The organism is Alicyclobacillus sp. ALC3 (assembly GCF_028751195.1).
Lineage (GTDB): Bacteria > Bacillota > Bacilli > Alicyclobacillales > Alicyclobacillaceae > Alicyclobacillus_L.
In genome coordinates this window covers 3,681,269-3,702,458 of record NZ_CP066784.1, presented here as the reverse complement: position 1 = coordinate 3,702,458, position 21,190 = coordinate 3,681,269, and the positions used below count along the sequence as shown (strand labels likewise).

21 protein-coding genes and 4 tRNA genes are annotated in these 21,190 nt (G+C 53.0%); 13 read left to right on the top strand and 12 right to left on the bottom strand.

Annotated features, from left to right (window positions below):
• Positions 1–50 precede the first annotated feature (50 nt).
• Positions 51–437 (bottom strand): hypothetical protein, encoded by a 387-nt coding sequence (locus tag JC200_RS17040; RefSeq protein WP_274432892.1) that lies wholly within the window; start codon positions 435–437, stop codon positions 51–53.
• A 232-nt stretch (positions 438–669) separates the two neighbouring features.
• Here JC200_RS17040 and JC200_RS17035 point away from each other — a divergent pair, with 232 nt between their 5' ends.
• The 6 genes from JC200_RS17035 to JC200_RS17010 all read left to right on the top strand — a co-directional run bounded on the left by JC200_RS17035 (position 670) and on the right by JC200_RS17010 (position 6,817).
• Positions 670–1,929, top strand: coding sequence for an MFS transporter (locus JC200_RS17035; protein ID WP_274432891.1), 1,260 nt, complete (start codon positions 670–672; stop codon positions 1,927–1,929).
• Between the two features lie 135 nt (positions 1,930–2,064).
• On the top strand, positions 2,065–3,219 hold the full coding sequence (locus tag JC200_RS17030) for an MFS transporter (RefSeq protein WP_274432890.1): 1,155 nt from the start codon (positions 2,065–2,067) through the stop codon (positions 3,217–3,219).
• A gap of 78 nt (positions 3,220–3,297) precedes the next feature.
• Positions 3,298–4,560 carry an ATP-binding protein gene (locus JC200_RS17025; RefSeq protein WP_274432889.1) on the top strand — a complete coding sequence of 421 codons (1,263 nt, stop codon included), beginning with the start codon at positions 3,298–3,300 and terminating at the stop codon, positions 4,558–4,560.
• A 64-nt stretch (positions 4,561–4,624) separates the two neighbouring features.
• Positions 4,625–5,188 (top strand): thermonuclease family protein, encoded by a 564-nt coding sequence (locus tag JC200_RS17020; RefSeq protein ID WP_274432888.1) that lies wholly within the window; start codon positions 4,625–4,627, stop codon positions 5,186–5,188.
• Between the two features lie 251 nt (positions 5,189–5,439).
• Complete coding sequence (locus JC200_RS17015) at positions 5,440–6,081, top strand: alpha/beta hydrolase family protein (protein ID WP_274432887.1); 642 nt, start codon at positions 5,440–5,442, stop codon at positions 6,079–6,081.
• Between the two features lie 94 nt (positions 6,082–6,175).
• Positions 6,176–6,817: a hypothetical protein gene (locus tag JC200_RS17010; RefSeq protein ID WP_274432886.1), complete on the top strand. Its 642-nt coding sequence runs from the start codon at positions 6,176–6,178 to the stop codon at positions 6,815–6,817.
• Between the two features lie 81 nt (positions 6,818–6,898).
• Here JC200_RS17010 and JC200_RS17005 read toward each other — a convergent pair whose 3' ends face one another.
• Complete coding sequence (locus JC200_RS17005; RefSeq protein ID WP_274432884.1) at positions 6,899–7,534, bottom strand: CPBP family intramembrane glutamic endopeptidase; 636 nt, start codon at positions 7,532–7,534, stop codon at positions 6,899–6,901.
• A gap of 273 nt (positions 7,535–7,807) precedes the next feature.
• Here JC200_RS17005 and JC200_RS17000 point away from each other — a divergent pair, with 273 nt between their 5' ends.
• The 5 genes from JC200_RS17000 (at position 7,808) to JC200_RS16980 (ending at position 12,530) form a co-directional block, all read left to right on the top strand.
• A complete protein-coding gene (locus JC200_RS17000; RefSeq protein WP_274432883.1) occupies positions 7,808–8,302 on the top strand; it encodes an RNA polymerase sigma factor in 495 nt (164 codons plus the stop codon).
• Complete coding sequence (locus JC200_RS16995) at positions 8,295–9,014, top strand: hypothetical protein (protein WP_274432882.1); 720 nt, start codon at positions 8,295–8,297, stop codon at positions 9,012–9,014. Before JC200_RS17000 ends, JC200_RS16995 begins: the two co-directional genes overlap by 8 nt.
• A gap of 81 nt (positions 9,015–9,095) precedes the next feature.
• Entirely contained in the window at positions 9,096–10,007 is a 912-nt protein-coding gene (locus tag JC200_RS16990; protein ID WP_274432881.1) for a hypothetical protein, read from the top strand.
• Positions 10,008–10,403: 396 nt separating this feature from the next.
• Positions 10,404–11,678, top strand: coding sequence for an APC family permease (locus JC200_RS16985; protein ID WP_274432880.1), 1,275 nt, complete (start codon positions 10,404–10,406; stop codon positions 11,676–11,678).
• A gap of 123 nt (positions 11,679–11,801) precedes the next feature.
• Positions 11,802–12,530, top strand: coding sequence for a hypothetical protein (locus JC200_RS16980; protein WP_274432879.1), 729 nt, complete (start codon positions 11,802–11,804; stop codon positions 12,528–12,530).
• 70 nt (positions 12,531–12,600) lie between these two features.
• On the opposite strand, the gene JC200_RS16975 is transcribed toward JC200_RS16980, so the two are convergent.
• From JC200_RS16975 to JC200_RS16960, 4 genes are all read right to left on the bottom strand, one after another.
• The gene (locus JC200_RS16975; RefSeq protein ID WP_274432878.1) at positions 12,601–13,347 is read right to left on the bottom strand and encodes an ABC transporter permease; all 747 of its coding nucleotides are present in this window, start codon (positions 13,345–13,347) and stop codon (positions 12,601–12,603) included.
• Entirely contained in the window at positions 13,344–14,258 is a 915-nt protein-coding gene (locus JC200_RS16970) for an ABC transporter ATP-binding protein (protein ID WP_274432877.1), read from the bottom strand. The genes JC200_RS16975 and JC200_RS16970 overlap by 4 nt, the downstream gene beginning before the upstream one ends.
• Entirely contained in the window at positions 14,251–15,072 is an 822-nt protein-coding gene (locus tag JC200_RS16965; protein WP_274432876.1) for a MerR family transcriptional regulator, read from the bottom strand. The genes JC200_RS16970 and JC200_RS16965 overlap by 8 nt, the downstream gene beginning before the upstream one ends.
• A 225-nt stretch (positions 15,073–15,297) precedes the next feature.
• On the bottom strand, positions 15,298–15,846 hold the full coding sequence (locus tag JC200_RS16960) for a GNAT family N-acetyltransferase (RefSeq protein WP_274432874.1): 549 nt from the start codon (positions 15,844–15,846) through the stop codon (positions 15,298–15,300).
• Between the two features lie 384 nt (positions 15,847–16,230).
• Here JC200_RS16960 and JC200_RS16955 point away from each other — a divergent pair, with 384 nt between their 5' ends.
• Positions 16,231–17,223 carry a hypothetical protein gene (locus JC200_RS16955; protein WP_274432873.1) on the top strand — a complete coding sequence of 331 codons (993 nt, stop codon included), beginning with the start codon at positions 16,231–16,233 and terminating at the stop codon, positions 17,221–17,223.
• A gap of 251 nt (positions 17,224–17,474) precedes the next feature.
• Here the strand turns inward: JC200_RS16955 and JC200_RS16950 are convergent.
• The 6 genes from JC200_RS16950 to JC200_RS16925 form a co-directional block, all read right to left on the bottom strand.
• Positions 17,475–17,549, bottom strand: a tRNA-Cys gene (locus tag JC200_RS16950).
• Positions 17,550–17,669: 120 nt separating this feature from the next.
• Positions 17,670–17,744 (bottom strand) — tRNA-Gly (locus JC200_RS16945).
• 25 nt (positions 17,745–17,769) lie between these two features.
• Positions 17,770–17,845 (bottom strand) — tRNA-Phe (locus tag JC200_RS16940).
• 277 nt (positions 17,846–18,122) lie between these two features.
• On the bottom strand, positions 18,123–19,568 hold the full coding sequence (locus JC200_RS16935) for an MFS transporter (RefSeq protein ID WP_274432872.1): 1,446 nt from the start codon (positions 19,566–19,568) through the stop codon (positions 18,123–18,125).
• Positions 19,561–20,220 (bottom strand): TetR/AcrR family transcriptional regulator, encoded by a 660-nt coding sequence (locus JC200_RS16930; protein ID WP_274432871.1) that lies wholly within the window; start codon positions 20,218–20,220, stop codon positions 19,561–19,563. Before JC200_RS16930 ends, JC200_RS16935 begins: the two co-directional genes overlap by 8 nt.
• 161 nt (positions 20,221–20,381) lie before the next feature.
• A tRNA-Ala gene (locus JC200_RS16925) sits at positions 20,382–20,456 on the bottom strand.
• A gap of 137 nt (positions 20,457–20,593) precedes the next feature.
• Here JC200_RS16925 and JC200_RS16920 point away from each other — a divergent pair.
• Positions 20,594–21,172, top strand: coding sequence for a PepSY domain-containing protein (locus JC200_RS16920; protein WP_274432870.1), 579 nt, complete (start codon positions 20,594–20,596; stop codon positions 21,170–21,172).
• Positions 21,173–21,190: the final 18 nt, after the last annotated feature.

Sequence of the window (21,190 nt, the reverse complement as noted above, 5' to 3'; positions counted from 1 at the left end):
CGGCCACAGTCATGTCATCGTACTGGACCAAGAGCCAGAATTCAGGAAGGTCAACGGCCATGTAGACTTTGCATAACGGCCGTGAAGAAGCGCTGCATCTCTGCCTGCATGTGATAGAATTGCCGACTTAACGCGTTTAACCCGGCTTGGATTCCGGACAGCTTTGTCGAGTCCTGCGAGAGTGAATGCCCGTTTTGCGCTGTCAGCTGGCCGAGGTGTGATATCGAAGTGGATACGTCGGTCATCCACACAGCAACCAAGGCGATCACAATGACTGCGGCAATTCCGAGTATCCACCGCAGTGGATGAGATTTCGTGGGTTCCTGGACGTACATCGTGCCCTGATTGCTGCCTTGTCCATTTCGCGAAACGTGACTCTGTTCATGCGACGGGTTGTCAGACTCATCCACTCTTACCAACCGGTATTTTTGTGCCATGGTATCCGTCCCCTTTCCGATGAACAGGTGCACTGATATGAACACCTTATCTACAGTGTTGCGAAACTCCCCCCATGTTTCTGACCGTTGCACTGTCATTTGGGCGAGTCGCAGGCTAACAGTCTACACCGAAATCTAGAGATTTCGTAAGCATCGCCTCACCTTTCCATTATCCTTGGACTCCTAAATCTGCTACCATCACCGATGTATACGCATAGCCGGGGAGGCACTCATGACACACACATCCACGCGAACGACTTCTTGGCGAGTCGTCCTTGCTCTGTTTTTCATCACCTCGGCAGTCGAATCAATGTCCATGAGCCACGTATTCGCGTTCATGCCGGTATATCTGGAATCCATGCATGTCCCGCATGTGGAGACTTGGGTTGGAATACTGTCAGCGGTCACATTTCTCGTCGGTCTGCCGTTTGTACCACTTTGGGGCGTGTGGGCCGGTCGCTACGGCGGAAAGTTGGTCGTAATCCGCAGCGCATACGTGGAAATGGTCGTGTTTATTGTGCTCGGACTGAGCCACTCTCTGGCAGGGGTCTTTATCGCGATGATGCTCGTTGGCTTTCAGCTCGGAAATACTGGCATCATGCTTGCCGCAATCCGCAAGGCCGCACCAGACGACCGCATCGGTTTTGCGGTCGCCATGTTCAGTGTGTCCTCTTCACTTGGCATGGCAGGCGGTCCACTCTTCGGTGGTGTGATTACAGGATTTCACCTGCTTGGTCTGCACGGCTTGTATTTGCTCGACGGCGGCCTGTCTTTCTTAACCGGGACCATGCTCTTCCTCTTGTATCGTCAGCCTGAGTTGGGTTCGGTCAAATCGGCGGCTCAGCAACACCCTGAATCAGCGTGGGCGACAGCGTGGCAGTCCATCCGGTTCACCTTCAGTCTCCCGGTGACCTGGACGCTGTTCGGCATCTACACAGTATTAATGATGGCGCGCCAGATGATTACCCCGTATCTCCCCATCGCGATCGAACAGTTGCCGATGCACTTTGTCTCCACCACCCTGTCGATCGGTGGACTGATGGGGTTGTCCGCGGTGGTCGGCGCCGTCATTACGGTCATCGCTGGGCGTATCGGGGACCGAATCGGGTTCCACAAAATTCTCCTGTTCGCATTCATCGTCTCCCTCCCCGCCGTCTTGGTACTTGGCTTCTCACACAACGTCGCCTGGTTCAGCTTGGCACTCACGCTGTTTAGCGCAGGATACAGCATGGGCGGTGCAATGGTGTTTGCCTTGTTCTCTACACGCATCCCGGAGACGCACCGCAGCACAGCCATGAACCTGGTGTATTTGCCTCTCTACATCGGCGGAATCATTGGTCCTGGCATCGCATCCTCACTCACACACATCGGGCTGTTCGCACCGTTCGCGGCAGCCGGAGTGTTGTTCGTAATCGCCGTCGTGACCGTGGTTGCAACACGTAAGTATACAACTGTACTGCCCTCCGCCACACGGGGCGAGACAGCTTTATAGGCGGCAGAAGGCACGTGATTTATTTTTCCATGAGCGATGAGAAGGAAGATCTCCTAGGAACTCGAATCAGTCAGCATGACGCATATACAGCATAGACTTCACGCCTGGTTGGGTGAGTACCCCCGGGAATCCTGGATGTTCATCGTCGCGAGTTTGACGAACGCCATCGGCAGTGCCACGCTGTGGCCTCTGATTGTCATTTACGTGCACAATGTGTTGCATCGGTCCTATGGCGAGGCTGGCTTCGTTTTGTTTTGCCAGTCCCTGGCGAGCATCATCGGGCAGTTCATCGGCGGAGCACTGTTCCATAGACTTGGAGCCAAGCGCCTAATTGTCGGTTCCTTGCTGTTGAACGGTATCGCACAACTTAGCCTGATGATTGCAAAGACGTGGGACCCATACATTGCGGTCATGGTCGCTAACGGTCTGTTAAACGCGATCACCATGCCTGCGGTCAATGCCTTTGTCGGCTACCGCTGGAAAGAACAGCGATACCGTCTATTCAACGCAATCTACGTTTTCAACAACATCGGTGTCGCCGTCGGAACTTCCCTTGCAGGTATTCTCGCGGCAATCTCATTCAATTTGACGTTTCTCGTCGACGGTCTAACCACAATTGGGTTTGCTTTGTTTTTTTTCGCATACCTTCGCCACATCGGGTTCCGAGAAGCGGACTCGCTGCAGGTTGACGCAGGTTTGCAAGCGGGAGACGCTGGCATCCGGGCATTGCTCGGAGATTACCGTCTGTACCTGTTTCTTGCGACAGGTACGATGATGCTGTCGATTGCCACCTCAACATGGAGTTCCGGCGTTGCGCCATTCCTGAATCAACTTGGTCGGCCACCGGCGGCGTTCAGTTTTCTTTGGACTGTCAACGGTATCGTGATCCTCGTGGGACAGCCCATAATCTCACTAATGAACCGGTTCATCACCAAGTCCCTGCACGCCCGTCTGATTTCCAGTGGTGTATTCTATACCCTTGGGTTTGCGTTCCTTTGGTTGTTTCACAACAACTATCTTTTTCTAGTCATCAGCATGGTCATTTGCACGTTTGGCGAAATGCACGTGTCTCCAACCTCTCCAGCGTTAATTACTCAAACCGCAGGCCGGAGCGCACCGTTCTACCTAGGCTTAGTCGGAGGCATCGGCAGCGTCGGCCGATTGATGGGTCCGCCACTGTTCGGAAATCTATTCGACTTTTTCGGCGTGGTACCCATTCTTGTCATCGCAACCGGTGCATCGTTGGTTTCTGCAGCGTCATTCTTCGTACAGCGCCTGATTCGAAAATAACGCCGAAAACCCGCAGGATATTGTCCCAAAACGTCGAATGAAACGTAATATTCAGATTGCATGTCTGGGTGTGGAAAAGTGCAAAACTTGCCAGGTGCCAGCGAGCTTTTGCTGAACATGTGCATTGTCTTCATCGGATCGCTAACCCTACAGTTCTTCCTGCCGATGATTAAACCTGGGGGCATGGCTAGGACCCTGTTCGTACAGGCTGTGCTGAACATCGAGATGTTCCTATGTATGTCCTTTCCCTACACACAGGCAAAGGGTTTTTCGTTTGACCTTCGCGCGATTCCCATGATTTTGGGTCCCCTGTACGGCGGACCCGTTACCAGTGCGACCATGCTTACCCTGTTTCTGACTTATCGCATCTTCATTGGTGGGCCCCAAACGATGAAAGGTCTCGTCATCGGGATCTCGTTAGTTGGCTTTTCTCTCCTGATGTCCAGATACTTCACAGATGCTCCTCGCGCAAAGAAGGTTGTTCTCGCGGCCGCTCCAATGGTATTACTCTTGAGTGGTCTCGACATCTTGCTCTGGCACGCCCTTGAAGACGTACATGGACGAATTCTGATCTTAGTGGCGTTTGATTTCATCAATCTCATTTTGCTAACCGCGACCATTCTCGGCATGGAGTATGTAGCTGAGAATTTTAAATTGAGTCAAGAAATCAATCGAACGGAAAAGCTCCATGTCGTAGGCGAGTTGGCTGCCTCCATCGCGCACGAGATCAGGAACCCTCTGACCGTGACGCGTGGGTTTCTCCAACTTGCAATACAAAGTCACCGGGTCCCCCCTGATGAAAAAGATTATTTGGCCACCGCGGTGGATGAACTAGACCGAGCACATGGAATTATTAACGACTACTTGTCCCTCGCTCGGCCTAGCACTGACGAAAGTACGAGCATCGACCTTGACGAACTGGTTCGTCACGTCGTTGACACGCTCTCTCCCTACGCGCATCTTCACAACGTCAAGGTCTCGTTGCACGTTTCAAGTCGAGTTTGCGTTCCAGGAGACTCGAAGAAACTGACCCAACTTTTTGTGAACGTTATTAAAAACGCTGTGGAAGCAATGCCCGCAGGCGGTCTGGTGACGATTCGAACTCAATGTTCCAAGTCACGTGGCACGGTCTCAATTAGAGACACAGGCATTGGAATGAGCAACGAGGAACTCAAACGTTTAGGGAACCCGTTCTACTCCACGAAAGCCAACGGTACAGGGTTGGGACTCATGGCAAGTTACCAGATTTGCCGCAGCCTAGGCGGGAAAATTGAAGTGAGTAGCAGTCCTGGGAAAGGGACAGAATTCACCGTATATCTTCCGCTGACCAAGTGCCCATAAGTCTGTTATCCTATTTACGTCAATGCAGACCAAATCGATGGTGTCTGATACGGGAGGTGCCAACGTGAACAAATCACATCTTCCCGTCTCCTTAATTGGAGGGTTTGGTTCACTTCTACTTGTAGTTCTGCTTGCACTCGGTTGGCAATTTCTCAACCTCCACAGTGCACCCACACAACTGCGGCCGAGATCGGCTGAACTATTTGGAACTCCGGTCAAAGTGATTCAGGTCACCAGCGGCTCAACCGTTGAGGTCAAAATGGGAAACAAAGTGACTTGGGTGGACCTGTATGGAGTGCAAGCTCCCCCAACAAACGACCCTTTCGGAGCAGAATCCAAAGCACTGCTTGCAGCTTTACTCAAACAGGGTTCGGTGACCGCCGTGATCCCAAGAAGAATCACAGCGGCCAAGGGCCAAATCCCTGCCACTCTATACGTGAACGGGCACGATGTTGCAATCGTTCCCCTTGAATCTGGCTTTGTAAAAGCTGACACATCATCACCAAAGGTAGAAGCAGCCTATGCGAAATTGGAAACTGGCGTCCGGGCCGCGAAGGTTGGCATATGGTCTATTCCCAGCTACGCAAAAGACAACTTTTTAGTCAAAGGCAAGTCTACGTCCCACTAACATGGACCATCACACTGTCACCGAAGCACAGACGTGCGAATGAGGCTTCTAAGGAGCAGTGCAGATTGCCCGCACTTGCGTGTCGCAAAGCAACTCCCCCTCCTGTCCGTACCCCTTTCTCCCTCGCCCATCAGCCTATAAATTTCATGGAATGGAATCACAGGGCACTATTCACACTGTGCTAGGCATCACAAGTGACTCAAAATCGCTCGCCGGTCGTCTAACTACTTGAAGGGGTGAGGGGGTGTACCTTGGAGAGTCCGAACTTTGAAACTGCGCAGACACACGCACTGCCAGACGTAACCGTTTACCCAGAGTATCGCGGATATGCGGACAGCCAAGGACAGGTTCAAGGATTGCTCGGAGATACTATTGACACGGAAAACGCCATCCGGGCTGCTGATTCTCTCAAAGCAGTCAACAAGTCGATGATTAGATTGTGGGGGTATCAGTTGGGGGCAGGTGTAGCCCTGATGGTCGCATCTAACCCGAATTTTGCTCAGTACACCCAGTACATCGTTGCAATGGATCCATTTGTAGGTTGGGGGACTCTGGCAGAATGGAGCAAAGAGAACTTCCAGTCAAATACACTGGCACAAAATTACCTGGGTACGGCAGTTTCAACCTATGGACAGTTCAGTCCAAGCGCCAAACCATACGTGCAGCGGTCCCCAAATCTCAAGGTGCTACAGTCAACCCCGGTGCTTCTGCTACAGGGCACGAGTGACAAGAACATGCCGTGGCAAACTGTTCAGATGTTCTATGAGCAGTTGAAAAAGGCACATGATCCGGTGACACTGGACTTGATTCCTCACGGGAACGGAAAGTTGAAGGGTCAAAATCAGGCCTCAGCAGATGCAGAGATTCAGAAGTGGTTAAACAGTCTCTACTAACGGTAGTTGAAAGTCCTTCCGCACGTCTGATCGCCCACCCTGATGGAACAAAGAGGATGTCGGTTGCGTCTATTTCACTGAGAGGAGAGTGAACATGCGCAACCCCCTTCCCATCCTAGCAGGATTGGCACTTATTGCTGTAGTTGCTGGGTGCGGCACGATTCACCCGGCGGTAGCGGTCTCCCAAGTGGGGCCCGCGTCAAACGCAACTCGCTCGGCACATGCTACTAAACAGGTTACCCCACCAGCAGGGAAAACGACAAACCCGAATCCTGGGGGCAACACAAACAGCACGCTGACTGGCAGCACAAGTACTACCAGCGGCGCAACGTCAATTCAATACACATCGCAGCAACAGAGCGAAATTGCACAGGCCGCGCACAGTACGGGGGTAAAAACACCGTACATCCCACAGCAAATTGATGCTGGGGATCACTTTCAAAGTGTTGAGGCAAGCGGCAAGTTCGTCTTCTTCACACTGCATTTTAAGAACATAATGGTCAACGAGTCCAAAATCGGTGGATTCGCGCCAAGCAACACTACAAGCAAGCAATCCGTCGTCTTACCTGACGGTACACATGCCACATGGTATACCTTCCCAAGCGCCAACGGGATCGAACATACACTCGTTTTCACACAGGGACAGACTTATATGTCCATACAACCTACGGACAAGCGCGTGGCACAACAGATGGCTGAAGAGATTGCATCTTCACTTGTTGGTCTCGCACCGTAAGTGCAGTTAACCCTGTTCAAACCCCAGCAGGCGGTACAGAACATGGGATGAGTGTAGGCGCAAAGGATGATGGATTGGACATCAGCGCGGCATAGCGAATGCGACGTGAGAAGTCACTCGCAAAAACAGAACGACGATGCACGCGCCAAGAAGCACAGACGCCACCACGCTGTATTCGGGTCCGAAATCTCCACCCGACACCCATTCCGGTCCCGTTGCGCGGGTGGAGAGGAACCGTCCAACTTGACGACCATACATCGGGTATCCGAGCAGAGGCCACTGTGCCAAGTTCCAACCATAATGAACCCCGATGGCCGCCAAGAGTCCAAATCGCACGTAGACTAGGCCAAAAACTACGGTAACGAGCACTAGATTTAACATACTGATGACTGTTGGTTTACCGTTTGGCAGGTGCAGGACGGCAAATACGACTGCTGAAATGGCAAAGGCAATCACCAACCCAGTATAGTGGCCGACCCACCCGATGAGGAACGCTCTTGCAAAAGCCTCTTCCAGCCCAGCGAAAATCAGCAGCCAGAAGGGGTTTGTGATGAATCTCTCGTTCTTGGAGATGCCTGCCGATACTCTGTTGTGCAGTGGTTGGAAACGAATGACGCCAAAGGCACGCAGAACCACGGTCGTGATTCCAATCAGTAGGCCACCGACTATGCAACCTACGACAAAGTACAGCAACTGATGTATGAACGACTGAGACAATGACCAGACTCCTCCTCCAGCTCCCACAGCTCTACACGAATCCGTTCTGAGCGTACGATACCCACAGCATGTGTCAATCGGATTATAACCCCATTCGCCGGTGACCCAATTCCATAACGGCACAAGTGAGGACACATGGTACGGCCTCGCAGGTCGCCGCGTCCATCACCACCGTGCAGTCATCCCTCTTAACAGACGTTGAAAAAAGCAAGTTTGTCTGTAACCAATCCGGGAGGACATTCCGTCTATTAAATGCCTCCGGAGGTGAAACGATTGAATCATGACTGGGATGCTGCAACAGCAACAGAGCAGTTGTTCTCCACATACCAAGGTGACGTGTACCGATACGCTCGGCTTACGCTCAATAATCCCACAGCAGCCGAGGATATCGTGCAAGAAGTATTCATTCGTGTGCTCAGAAGCTGGGACCGCTATCGAGGAGATTCGACGCCCAGAACGTGGCTCTGGGCGATTGTAAGAAACTGCATCACAGATTATGCGCGGAAACATCGACGAGACCGGCATCATCAGCTATTTGAAGAACAACTCGGTGGACAGACGGACTTTCACACCAGCGTGTCCTTTGAGGCCGAGCAACTCCTCACAGTGTTGTCGCGGGACCAACGGGAAGTCGTAGTCCTTCGGCTGATTCAGGATTGGTCGATTGCAGACACAGCCAAAATTCTCAAGTGGTCCGAAGCAAAAGTGAAGACAACGCTACATCGAGCGGTCGCAAAATTGCGAGAGGAGGAACAGCAGTATGGCTGACTGGCAAGTGAGCGACTACAAAGAGGTCCGAGAACGTCTCTCCATTCTGAGAACCATCCAGATGCCTGCACAAAGGGAACTTGAGATTAGCAGTGTCTTGCACAGAGAGATAGAAGTACATCGGCAACGCTACAAAGGCCGCCGGTCAAGGAACCTGCGGCGAACGTTCGGCTGGGTTGGCAGCGCCTCTGCGGCCGTCGCAGTCGCGGTTTTTGCCATTGGTACCATCCTGGTGAATCACGGACATTTGGCAACGTCGGCGCACAACCGCACAGCGGCCTCTGAGCAGAGTCACTTGACCGTGCCAATCCATTACACCTCGGCTCAGTTGCAACGGGTGAAGAAAGTCGCTCAGGCCGTAGGTGTGACCGCTTGGATTCCGCATCAGGGTCTCGCAGGTGATACCCTGACCCTTGTGAAGAATAACGGTAAAGGCATTTTGGTACTGGACTACAAGCACTTCTGGATAACTGAGCGGACATCACCTCCGCCAAGTTCAAGTCCACAAGGCCGGACGAAGACCACGCACTTGACGATTCACAACGTGCCTGCTGAATATGTCGTTGGCAATAACCAAAGCGGGCCGCCAAGCAGTGCTCTGACCTTCCAACAGGGTAACACATACATTGATGTCTCCGTTTTGTGGCCGATACAGGCCATCCCGCTCCAAATCATGAAGGCCGTTGGTGAGTCGTTCGCAAGGGTCCGGTAGCGACAACGGACGTAACGAAACCGGCACCGGCCACGTCTATTTACGGCAGTGAACTCGTGAGAGGTAGGGAGGATATTTTTCTTGAGACGATATAGCAAATGGGCCTTGGCGGGCGTAGTCGTGACCACAATTGGGGTTCTAGCGGGATGCGGATCGATCAACAGTCATCACACATCGGGAGTGAAATCGACGAATCCCACCATCGGCGCCACAAATACAACCACTCGCTCGATTTCGACTAGTGGAACTGGAAACAATGCAACGGCAGGCGCTCCAAATGGTGCAGCAATCAGCAACAGTACGTCCGGAACTACGGCCACGCCGACTGTATCATTTCCACCCCTCATCCAACAAGGGATGCAAGAGATCAAGGGGAAAACCACAGTCCCGCTGTACGCCCCCACAACCTATCCCGGGTTTGCCCACACGCCGTTGCCCGTGACGGTACAAACTAGCACCACCGATTCCCCTGCCCCGGGTTACAGTGTGTTGTTCAACCGCGGCAATTCAAACATTGGCGGATTCTCCGTTTCGAACTGGGAAACGAACAATGCGGTAGCCCAACACTTGCTGCCTCAAAATCCGTCTCTGTATGTTCAGTCCTCGGTACCCGTCATGTCGACGCTAGACCTCGGGGATGGAATACAAGCAAAAGTGAAACGAGTACCCGCGCCAGGAAAGAATATTTCTGCATTAGTTTGGACTGAAGGGCGATGGACCATGGAAGTGCAATATGCCACAAATGCACAATCCGAGGGTGTAGCCGTTGCGAAACGAATTGTCCAGTATTGTCATGCCAACTTCCTTCCAGTCCCGCATTCGAAAGGCTACGTTCTGACCAGCCTGGCGTCAGGGATTGCTACCACGTACGTGTCGTGGAGCGAAAGCCAGTATGGATTTACGACAACCAGTTCAGGCCAGTGGAATTCCAATCTCAGCGGTGGTTATTTGTCTGCAGTTGAAATGGCGGTATCCGTGACTCGCTATCACTGAGTAGCGAGTACACTGTTAGGATCATTACTGAACTAGCCATTGGCAGTGTCAGTCACAAGGTCACTCACCACACCAAATTGCCAGTCCTCATTGTAAAGTAAACCAATAGAATGATGGTTAGCCCCTAGGGAGACGACTAGGGGCTAATTTAATTGGACTCTTCAGGCTGCGTGCGCAGAAAAACTGATCGTGCCCAGCGATGATGGCATACTATGAACTCATTTTGTACATACCGTGAATGTCCCCGACATGTTTATACCTCCGTTTGCATCCCCGATATCCAACGCTTGCAACGCTTCTCCGATTCCGGTATGATAAATCCCGTTTTTCATGTCGGATTTATCGGTTTTAGGCATGCGATAAGTCGATTAGATAGAATCGAGGGGAGAAACAGACGTGGAAGAGAACCTAAAGCGTGTACTCCGTACACCTGAAGTCCTATTCATAGGTATCAACGGCGTCATCGGTGGTGGCATATTCTTGTTGCCTGGCCAGGTTGCAGACCTTGCTGGCGACCAGTCGTTGTTTGCCTACTTGCTCGCCGGTGTCATCGCCATCCTCATTGGTTTGTCCTTTTCCGAGGCCAGCAGTATGTTTACAAAGACTGGTGGATCGTTCGTGTATGCTGAACGAGCGATGGGTAAAACCGTTGCTTTCACAGTTGGCTGGATGAGTTGGATCACGTTCGTCATTGGTTGGGCTTCACTGTCGAACGGCCTCGTCAGCTACCTTTCTGCCTTGGCGCCAGGAGTCACGCCGTATAAAGACGTAATCATCGTCGTGCTGGTGGGGCTGCTTTGTTTATTGAACACGTTTGGCGTTCGGAGGGGAGCGCTGACGGTGGTGTTCTTCTCAATCGTAAAACTCATTCCACTGGCACTCCTCATCGTTATTGGCCTGTTCTTTGTGACACACGACGCAGCTCAGGCAGGCACCCTTGGAACTCCAAAAAATTTCGGTCAGGCGGTTCTGGTCCTCATCTTTGCCTACGGTGGCTTTGAAATGGCCACCATTCCACAGGGCGAGATGGTCAAACCGCGCAAATCGGTGGCCATTGGTGTCATCGGTACACTGGTTGGGGTGACACTGCTCTACATGTTGATTCAGGTTGCAGTTCAACGGCTCGACCCCGCACTCGCATCGTCGAGTGCCCCGCTGGCAGACGCAGGCCGCGCCATGTTCGCCGGCGGCGCCACCGTCATGACAGCCGGTGCAGCTCTGTCCATCTTCGGGACAAAAAGCGGGATCGCATTGTCGTCACCGCGCATCGTGTACGCCTTGTCTTTCAATCGCTCCCTGCCTGTCGTGTTCGCTAAGATTTGGCCGCGGTTCCAAACCCCAGTCGTGGCGATTTGGACGACAGGCATTCTCGTGATGATCCTTGCCAGCACGGGTACGTTCCAACACCTTGTCTTGTTGAACGTCGCAGCGCGCCTGTACGAATACCTGTTGGTCTGTATTGCCGTCATAGTCCTGCGCTTCCGTGCGAAGGAGGCGAATCGGCCGTTTAAACTGCCGCTCGGCATTACCATACCCGCTGTTGCTTCGGCCCTCTGTGTGTGGCTACTCTGCCAAGAAACTGGCAACCAACTTCTCGCCGCTCTGATTGCCTTGGTGCTTGGCTTAATTCTGTACGGCATCGGCCGCGCAACACAGCAAAATGCTGCCTAATGGCGTGATGTGCAAGCAGCCTGAAAACGATCGGTGAATTCAATGCGATTTCAACGGCCCCGTAACATACTAAGCATTGTCTTGAGACTTGAGTTGCAAATAACGGAAGGAGGAACATTTTGTATGGGCATCGGAAAAGTTAAGCTGGCCGTTATCTCCAGCGGCGTAGCAGGATTGATGGTAGGTGGGGTATTAATGGCTTCGCTGCCAGCGTTTGCAGGGACGAGTACAGGAACGACAAATCCTGCAAAGTCATCTACGACATCTTGGACAAACCATGGGAAGTTCCATCCAAACTGGTCCCAACGCTTATTACATGAAAATGCAGACCAAATCGCCAGTGATTTACACATCACGAAGGCACAGTTGATGAAAGATCTGTCGTCAGGAAAATCGCTCGACGATGTGGCGGCAACTTCGAACGTTTCCCAATCAACGTTGCAAAGCGATCTACAAACAATGATTCAGAGTGACTTGCAACAGATGGTCAGCAACGGTCACATGACCACTGCGCGCGAAGCGAAGTTGGTGAAGAGACTAGACGCTCAGTTGCCTAAAGTCATGGCAAACACACACCTGATTCATAAACCGATGAGGTTCAACGCCGCCATGGACGTGCTGAATTACGTCGCGACTCAGCTTCATATGACGCGCGCACAGCTCGTGAGCCAACTAAGGGGCGGACAATCCATAGCCCAAATTGCAACTGCACATGGCGTTTCGCCGAGCACCTTACAAACAGCAGTTACTCAAAAACTTGACACCCAGGTGAATTCCAAGGTGCAAAACATGTTTAACAAAACAAACTGGTTCCAAAAAACCAGTTCAACATCAACCACCCAAACAAACTAGTGTTGAGTGCTAAAGAGTCATCGGGCATCCGATGACTCTTTACGCATGTTATGCCAGTCCGTCACGCTCTCTATCGAAGTTCCATTTTGCTATTCTGTCCGTATTTCCACACTGCGTAAGTCAACAGTGCGAGTCCTACGATGACGGCTATGAGAAGTGACATGCCAGGGTTCAAATCTGTTTTGGTGTGATAGGCCCAACCGTAAAAGGCCTGTAGCACGTACGTCGCGGGAAGGGCACGGCCAATCCACTCTAACACCCGTGGTAACATAGTTGCGGGAAACATCACTCCGCTGAGCAGAAGCGAGGGCATAAAGACCAGCATCGAGAACATCGCGGTGGTGGACTGGCTGCGGGCGGTGACGCCAATTGCGAGCCCCATCGAAATGCTGGTGAATAACAACACGACGAGGATGATGGCATAGGAGCCGAGATCAACAGGAACACTTGCATGATAGGCCAGCGGAGCCGCCACAACAATCACGGCGGCAACCACGAGCAAGTGCAGAAATGCGCTCAGTGCGTGGACGGCCAATACCGCAGAACCCGGAATGCCACTTACCGCAAAGGCGCGAATCGTACCCATTTCGCGGAGCTTGACGATCGGTACCGGAAAACCCATGACGGCACCCATTGTGACAGAGAAGACCGACATCGATGCTGCCAATGTCGTTTTCATCAACGGATTCACAGACGCAAACACAGCCCCGACAACAAAAAAGAATACCAATGGGACCAAGTAGAAGTTCAATAGGGTGCCTCTGTCCCGTACGTCCATCTTCAGCTGCAGCCAGAGGTAGGAGAGAAACGTTTTCATCGGCTCACCACCCCTTCGACGACTTGAATAAACCGCTCCTCTAGCGAGGGGTGTTCAACCCGCAGGTCCTCAATGGTATCACCCACGCTCTTCACATAGTTCAAGAGTTCGGTCAAGGTACTCGTCAAGTCAGTGGACCGCCACGCCAAATACCCGTCCTTCGCCCCAGTGAACACTGCGCCAGGAAGGTCAGACCCCGGCATCAGGGAATCGTTTGCTGTACGGATGCGCACCTGTACCGCCTTGTTTCCGGCCAAAGCGACTTCACTCGGACTTCCGCGTAAGACCAGTTTCCCATGCAGGATGATGGCAATTCGGTCGCACAATTTCTCGGCCTCCGCCATGTCATGCGTTGCAAGCAGTACTGTCACGCCCCGTGACTGTGCCGCTCGAATTTGCGCGTGCAGTTCCAACCGGCTCTGCACGTCGAGACCAGCTGTGGGTTCATCTAGAACGAGCACCGCAGGGTCGATGACCAACGCGAGCAAAAGGTGAAGTCGACGCTGCTGACCCGTGGACAACTTCCCGTACATCCGGTTCATTAAGGTCTCGACACCGAAGGACTCGATGAGTCCAGCCCGTACGGGTACACCATGCCATGCGCACACAAGTGAGATGGCTTCAGACACGCGCATGTGGCCGGGCAGAGACGACACCTGAAGCTGAACTCCCAACTTCCTTCGCAGAGCCCGGGTATTCGCCTGCGGGTCGCAACCCGCTACTCGAATCTGCCCGGCATCGGGTCTGCGAATGCCTTCGAGGCACTCAAGGACCGTGGTCTTACCTGCTCCGTTCGGACCAAGTAGCCCGAATACCTCACCGCGTTGCACTTCCAGGTCAATTCCATCGACAGCAACGAGTGTGCCGTACCGCTTTGTCAGACCGTGCACCTCGATTGCGGGGTCAGTCATGCTCTTGCTCCTCCACTTCCGGTAGTTTGAAGCCGATTTGTCGCAAGTAAACTTCCAGTGCGGGACCGACGAAGTTCTTGACCACTTCGCGAGTGTTGGCAGTGTGGTCCGGCCAGTTGTCCACATCCATTCCCGCCGACATGAGCGCAGCGAGGAGACCCTCGTCGCCACCCGTAAAATCGCGAACGATGTCCCACCATCGCCTTGCGAGGTCTTGTGCGTCAGGTCCACCCGGATTGGCTGCAGCAAGGTATAAGGACTGTGCCTCACTCGTCAGGTCGCTGATTCGTTCCGTGATGTGTTGTGCAGCTTCATTCGAGCCGAACCGTCCTGCAATCTCGGCAAGTTGCCCGTCACCGATGTACCGGATGGCGAAGTCGTACGGATTCCCTTCCTTCATGAGATGGAGAATCGCCAGAATCCGCTGGAAAGTCATTTCGCGCCCTGACCGAAGTTCCACAACAACAGTGTCAAGTTGCTTCACCACGTTACTGAGTCGTTCTACTTGTTCAGCCAGTATGTCGCGTTGCCGGACAAACTCGTCAACGAGGTTGTTATCGTAGGAGCGACCAATCAGGTGGTTCCTTATCTCGTCAAGCGGAAACCCCAGCGACTTGAAAAATAAAATCTGCTGAAGTCGCAACAAATCGTCACGCCCGTACATACGACGGCCGCCTGCACTCGATGTGGCTGTAAGCAACCCGATGCGGTCGTAGTACTGCAGGGTTCGAACGGTGACTCCGGCCCGCTCAGCGAGTTCTCCGATCATCAGCAGGGATCCCTGTGTGCCATTGGCAGTCCGCGAACTCGTCACACGGCTTCCCCCCTTCCTTCGACTTCACTGTACTACGTTACGTTGCGTAACAAGCAAGCCCTGATGTACCACCTTCCTGATGATTCGCTGTAGAGGACCGTGACACTTACCGTCTCCCTGCTTGGAGTCCTTGACCGCCATCCGAATGATTGGGGGGAACACTGGTGCTGGCTTAACAGTTACCATGGTCAGATACGAAGACCCAACAGCTGACTCACTAGAAGCTCATGAGTCCCAAAGCTCTCGCGTAATGCTGTACAGGTTATGGTCTTCCCATACGCCATTGATTCTTAGATAGAACTTGGACAACCCTTCATACCGAAATCCTGTCTTCTCAAGAACTCTAATTGACCTCACATTCCGGGGCATCACCGCCGCTTGAACCCTATGTAATTTCGCAGGTCCAAATGCAAAACCGATTGCCAAACGAACAGCCTCGGTGGTGAACCCGTGTCCATTGCTGTGCTCATCTAAAAAATACCCGAGTGTACAACTCTCCCACGCTCCACGAACCACGTTGCTTAGATTAACACGCCCAATCAGTCGGTCTTGGTGAGTCAGAAAAATCCCAAATCCGTATCCAGAACCAGTTTCCCAATTGCGCTGGACTTTCTCAAAAACTTCTTGTTGCCCTTCTAACGTGTAATGTGAGTCCACAGTCACGGGTTCAAAGGGCTGCAGAAAAAGACGATTTCGCACTCGTAAATCCAGCAGCGCGTCAAGGTCGTTCATCTCCAGCCTACGAATGTAAATCCGGTCCGAATCTTGTCTCACCGTGCTCACCTCACATAACGTTCTTCGTGGCCAGGCGGTCTCGCTCTTGATTTGTCATCTGTTGACTTCGCGGTCGAGGTCGTAATCGCTCACGTCCCAGTCGAATAGCAACCGAGATGACCAAAGATAATATATTCTATAGACTGTACACATGGTACACGTTGTCGAATCGTCGCGTATTGCATGTCTTGTCTCTTTGATACCAATATACATACCGAAATGGCGACCTAAGTGACTCTAGCTCCAAACAAACCCACACACCGCTCACACCGCCTCTGTTTGAGGCGACCCTGTCTTGTCCCATAGGTCACCATGGAGCAATCCAGCACGTAGGTCGTCACACTGACCATCACGATGGTAGACCACATGGTAAGGAGCGTTGAAGTGACCTTTGACATTTATGCATTTGCGGACTACAGTGCAAGCTCGCCAATCAGTGAACAGCGTAAACACATCGTGCTCGCTCTATACGACAGACAACATGGAAAAGTCCAGACACTCCGGGGACTTTCGAGGGCGGAACTTTGGATCAAAATGTACTCCCTATTGGCGAAGGCAACAACCGAAGGTCGGCGTGTCCTGTTCGGTTTTGATCATTCGTACACCTTCCCGTCTGGGTTCTACCAAACTCTAATGGGAAAAGAGGTCAGCCAGTGGAGCGAACTGTTGACCTTCCTCTCGGAGGGCAACGACACGCTGCCACCACTCGGAGAACCCATCCCCGTCGCTCACTACGGCCAACTCGTGAAGACCTACTACACAGATGCGTCTTCGCAGGAGGCCCTGAAATGGCTTGCCGCGCGATTTGAAAGTACAACCCTCCCACGGGATTGGGCTGCCTCAGTGAACGAATGGTTCGCCAAGAACTACCTCGCGCACCCCCTGGGGGGTCCGTTTTGGGGCCCGAATTTCCACAGTCAAATCACAAAACCGGCCTTCCCATTCGGACCGGACATCCGTGAAAAGCGGCTTGTCGAGACGTACTGCCAGTCCCTGAACCGTATGACCATGAAGTCGATTTACCAGATCGGGGGTAATGGCAGTGTAGGACTGCAGGCCCTGTACGGAATGAGTTATCTCCATCAGCTTCTCAGATTCTGTGAGGACAAAGACATTTCGATTTTTGCTTGGCCGTTTGACGGCTGGGAACCGCCACGCGCAGCACACGTTCTGTTGGAAGTGTACCCCACGTTGTACAACGATGGACTGAGGTCAGACGAAGACGATGCCCGGGCCTGCGTGACCTGGATGAAGGAATACGATGAACAGAGGTTTCTGCTTCGCCCCCCAGTCTTCTTGTCGGATGATGAGGCACAATTAGTTCGGTTAGAGGGTTGGGTACCGGGTGTAGGCAGCTCGTCACGTGTACAAAAATAAAGAGAATACACGAGCGCGCGACTTCGCTTTGCCCTCCACTGCCCCCGGGACAGGCTTCTTCCCGATTCTCTTGTCGAGTCGTCTATCATCCGTGGACTGTATCTGACCTCCAACATTTTGTTGCCGCTGGACGTCGACGAACAGCCGCAAAAACAAGCAGAGGTCTCGTCTTTTCACAGACGAAACCTCTGCTTTACCCCACTACACTTGGCAATCAAAGAGCCCTGTTGTAGTAGCATGATTCTCGCTTTTGGAGGCGCCAGCCAGATTCGAACTGGCGAATCGAGGTTTTGCAGACCTCTGCCTTACCACTTGGCTATGGCGCCATGAGATGCAAAATGCGGAGGACGGGATTCCAGCTGGGAACTAACCCCCCTAGCCTCCCGAAGGGTGTGAACCCCTGGGCGTGAATCGCGTCATCCGCGATGCTGCACTGTAAGTACCTTTGGAGCGGAAGACGGGATTCGAACCCGCGACCCTCGCCTTGGCAAGGCGATGCTCTACCCCTGAGCCACTTCCGCATACCTTGATATTTTGAACCGAACATGGTGGCTCGGGACGGAATCGAACCGCCGACACGAGGATTTTCAGTCCTCTGCTCTACCGACTGAGCTACCGAGCCTTGATGAGCGGAACATTGTTGACTATACAACATCTGCGGTTGCAGTGTCAACTGACTCTCCCTTCTTCCGAATTTCTCGAAAAGTGTTGGGTGCCGCACGCCAGGGACATATCATGACCCACACTAGAAGGCCACGACCCCATGGTGAATCCGATGCAACTCACTCAACGCTTTCCGTGTATCAGCGCGCTGCTCTCCTGCCGGGATTCGTTCCACCTTACCCGACACACTAGAACTTGGGAGGGGACCTTCCCATCAATCCACACATCGACGGCAATCACGACACATTTGGAAAGACTCGTTGCGCCGTAGTGACGGCCGTACTGTCTGCCCACCTTGTCGTGATGACAAGGCCTAAAAGCGCAACAGCAACTCCGTATCCGGCAATCACCCACCAACCCGTATGACTGGCTGCAGCGAAGCCCGAAGGTAGCGGACCGTGTAAGCGAGACGCGATGACCGCCCCTGCGACCGCCACACCGAGCGTCTGACCGACTTGACGGCCAGTAGAGACAATACCAGCCGCAACACCTGCTTGCGCACGCGGCATGCCGGAAAGAGCCGTGTTGGTAATCGGGGGGCTAACCATGCCAAAGCCCAGCCCAAAAATGGCATACGAGGTGAGCAACCAAGCTATTGACGACTTCGCGGTCAGTCCAGTGAGCATAACGGCACAAACAACCAAGGACACTCCAGCTAGCACAAGGGACAGTCGCGGGCCGCGCTTTGCAACAAGCCTCCCGGAAAGCGGACCAAAGAGGATTGCCGCGCCCGCCATTGGCAGGAATTGAAGACCGGCTCGAAGTGCGGAGTAACCCCTCACGTCTTGCAGATAAATCGTGTTCATCAGTGCGAAACCGCCCATCGCAGCAAACGCGCACACTGCGACTACCGTGGCGCCAGAGAAGGGCACACTGGAAAAGAAACGCAGGTCGATCAGCGCTTCCTTCTGTCGTTGTTCCACTGCAACCAAGGCAACGAGTGCCACAGTGGCAAGCAAGAAACTACCCACAATAGAGGTCGAAGCCCATCCGAATGACGGCCCCTCGATGATGGCGTACGTGAGTGAAACGAGAAATAGGATGACGAGGGCCTGACCCAACGGATCGACCCGTCGAGGGATTACGGCTCGTGACTCGGGTACGATGTGGGCGGTGAGGATGATTGCGATTATCCCGATGGGCACATTGATCCAAAATATTGAACGCCATCCCAACGACGCACCTATGAGCAAACCACCTATCATTGGACCGAGCGCAATACTCAGACCAAAAACTCCGCTCCAGATACCGATAGCTCTTGCACGTTCCTTGTCATCCGTAAATATGACACTGATAATCGACATGGCCACTGGGTTGAGCATCGACCCTCCAGCCCCTTGAATCATGCGAAAAACAATCAGCCATTGTATGTTTGGCGCCGTGCTGCAGAGAAGCGATCCTAGTGTGAATGCAACCAATCCAATTTGAAAGACGCGGCGGCGCCCAATTCTGTCTGCCAATGACCCAGATAGGAGAAGTAGGCTACTCAACACCAGCGCATATGCGTCGATGGTCCATTGAAGCCCTGGAATGCCAGTGTGGAGACTCTGCTGAATCGTTGGCAGGGCAATGTTAACGTTTGTCAAATCCAGCCCGACGATGAAGATGCTCAGGCAGGAGATGCTTAGAACAAGAATTTTGCGACGAGGGGGGATACTTGACGCATCAAAAGCCTCACTCATGACGACCTTCCCCCTCTCCGTGATCGATCCCACTAGACTCGTACTTTGCCGGTACGGACAAGTAACCACGAGCCAACGACAGACAAGCGGCGACCCAACGCGATGTGTCTCCACCCGCAAGCACCGCATCGGTCGCAGCGTGAATAACCGCAAAGAGGAGATGGGCTGCGGGTTCCACGTCGACCGGAGTGAAGGCCGCATCCTCTATGCCACGTCTGATCAGCGCCTCCAGCAGAGAAGCACTGCTGCTCGCATCGCCAGGCTGGTCAAGGAGTGCAGAATGGAATATCAGAGAGTGATTCAGCCTAAACTCCATCGCCAAGTCAATGAAGCTCTCACACTGTTGCTTAAGCAGGCTCCAATAATCGATGGGATGGTTGCTGGTCAGCGCAGCACGAATGGGAAGACTGCCCTGTTCGGTAAGACGGCGGCGCACGATGGCGAGCATCTCTTCCCAAGACGAGAAGTACACGTAAAAGGTCCCCTTCGCCACATCCGCTTCCTTAGTCACTTCGGAAACCCAATTTGAAACCTCAGTTCTGTCGCGTAAGACACGAACGGCTGCCAACACCAATTGCTCCTTACGCTCCTCGGGTGACCGCCGTCTTGGAGAACTCGACCTTCTCACTTTCCTCGGATCACGCTCCACCATGTCATGCATCTCCCCATATACAATTAAAATGACCCGAGGTCATTTTAATTGACCCAGGGTCATTACGCAAGTTGCCAGCCTTTTATGCCTGGGCATATATCAAACATGCTCGACACGCAAAGAGCCTTCAAACACCTCACGGCATTCGAAGGCTCTACATGTGGTGGAGAATAGGGGATTTGAACCCCTGACCCCTGCGCTGCCAGCGCAGTGCTCTCCCGCTGAGCTAATTCCCCGCGATGACCTGCTTGCGTTGTCAACGAGTGTTATTATACTGGCTCGGCACGGTAAAAATCAAGGACTATTTCTATACATATATTGCCTTGCGCTAGGAAAGCATACGCTTAGTTTCTTCGCGAGGAGGAGTATCAAATTGAAAAAGTGGTTCTTGGGTACAATGGCTGCCGCCTGCGTGCTGGCCTCAACCCCAAACGTGTGGGCTGAAAATACGCTGTGGCGTTCTCACAACGCTCCTGCTGGGGCTCCTGCCGCTTCTACTCCCGTAGTGGACACAGAAGGAGTCGGTAAGCCCGTCGCTGCCTTTCAAGCACGTACCGAGGCTCAACTGCACATGCGTGATGTCAATTTCGATGCAGCCAGTACACCTGCCGACGGACCCGCTGAACATTCACCAGACATTCGCTCGAGCGTACAACTCTCCCGAAACGTACTCCGTGAGGCCTATCTCGCCAGCCGTCAAGCGTACACCTCAAAACTCCAGAAGTATGCGAAGTGTACGCCCGCGCAGGCCCAGAAAGCGGTCTTGGAGGCTCACCCAGGGATGAAGGTGGAGGATGTTCAGTTGCGCAACATGCGAACAAATCTCGTGTACATGGCAATTGCGGAGGATGACCAGGACAAGTTCTTCGTCGTGATCGACGCAGGAAACGGCCGAGTCTTAATGGACAGACCTCTACCCACTCGACATGAACGAGTTTTCTCTGACCACTAACTTACGGGAAACATCAGG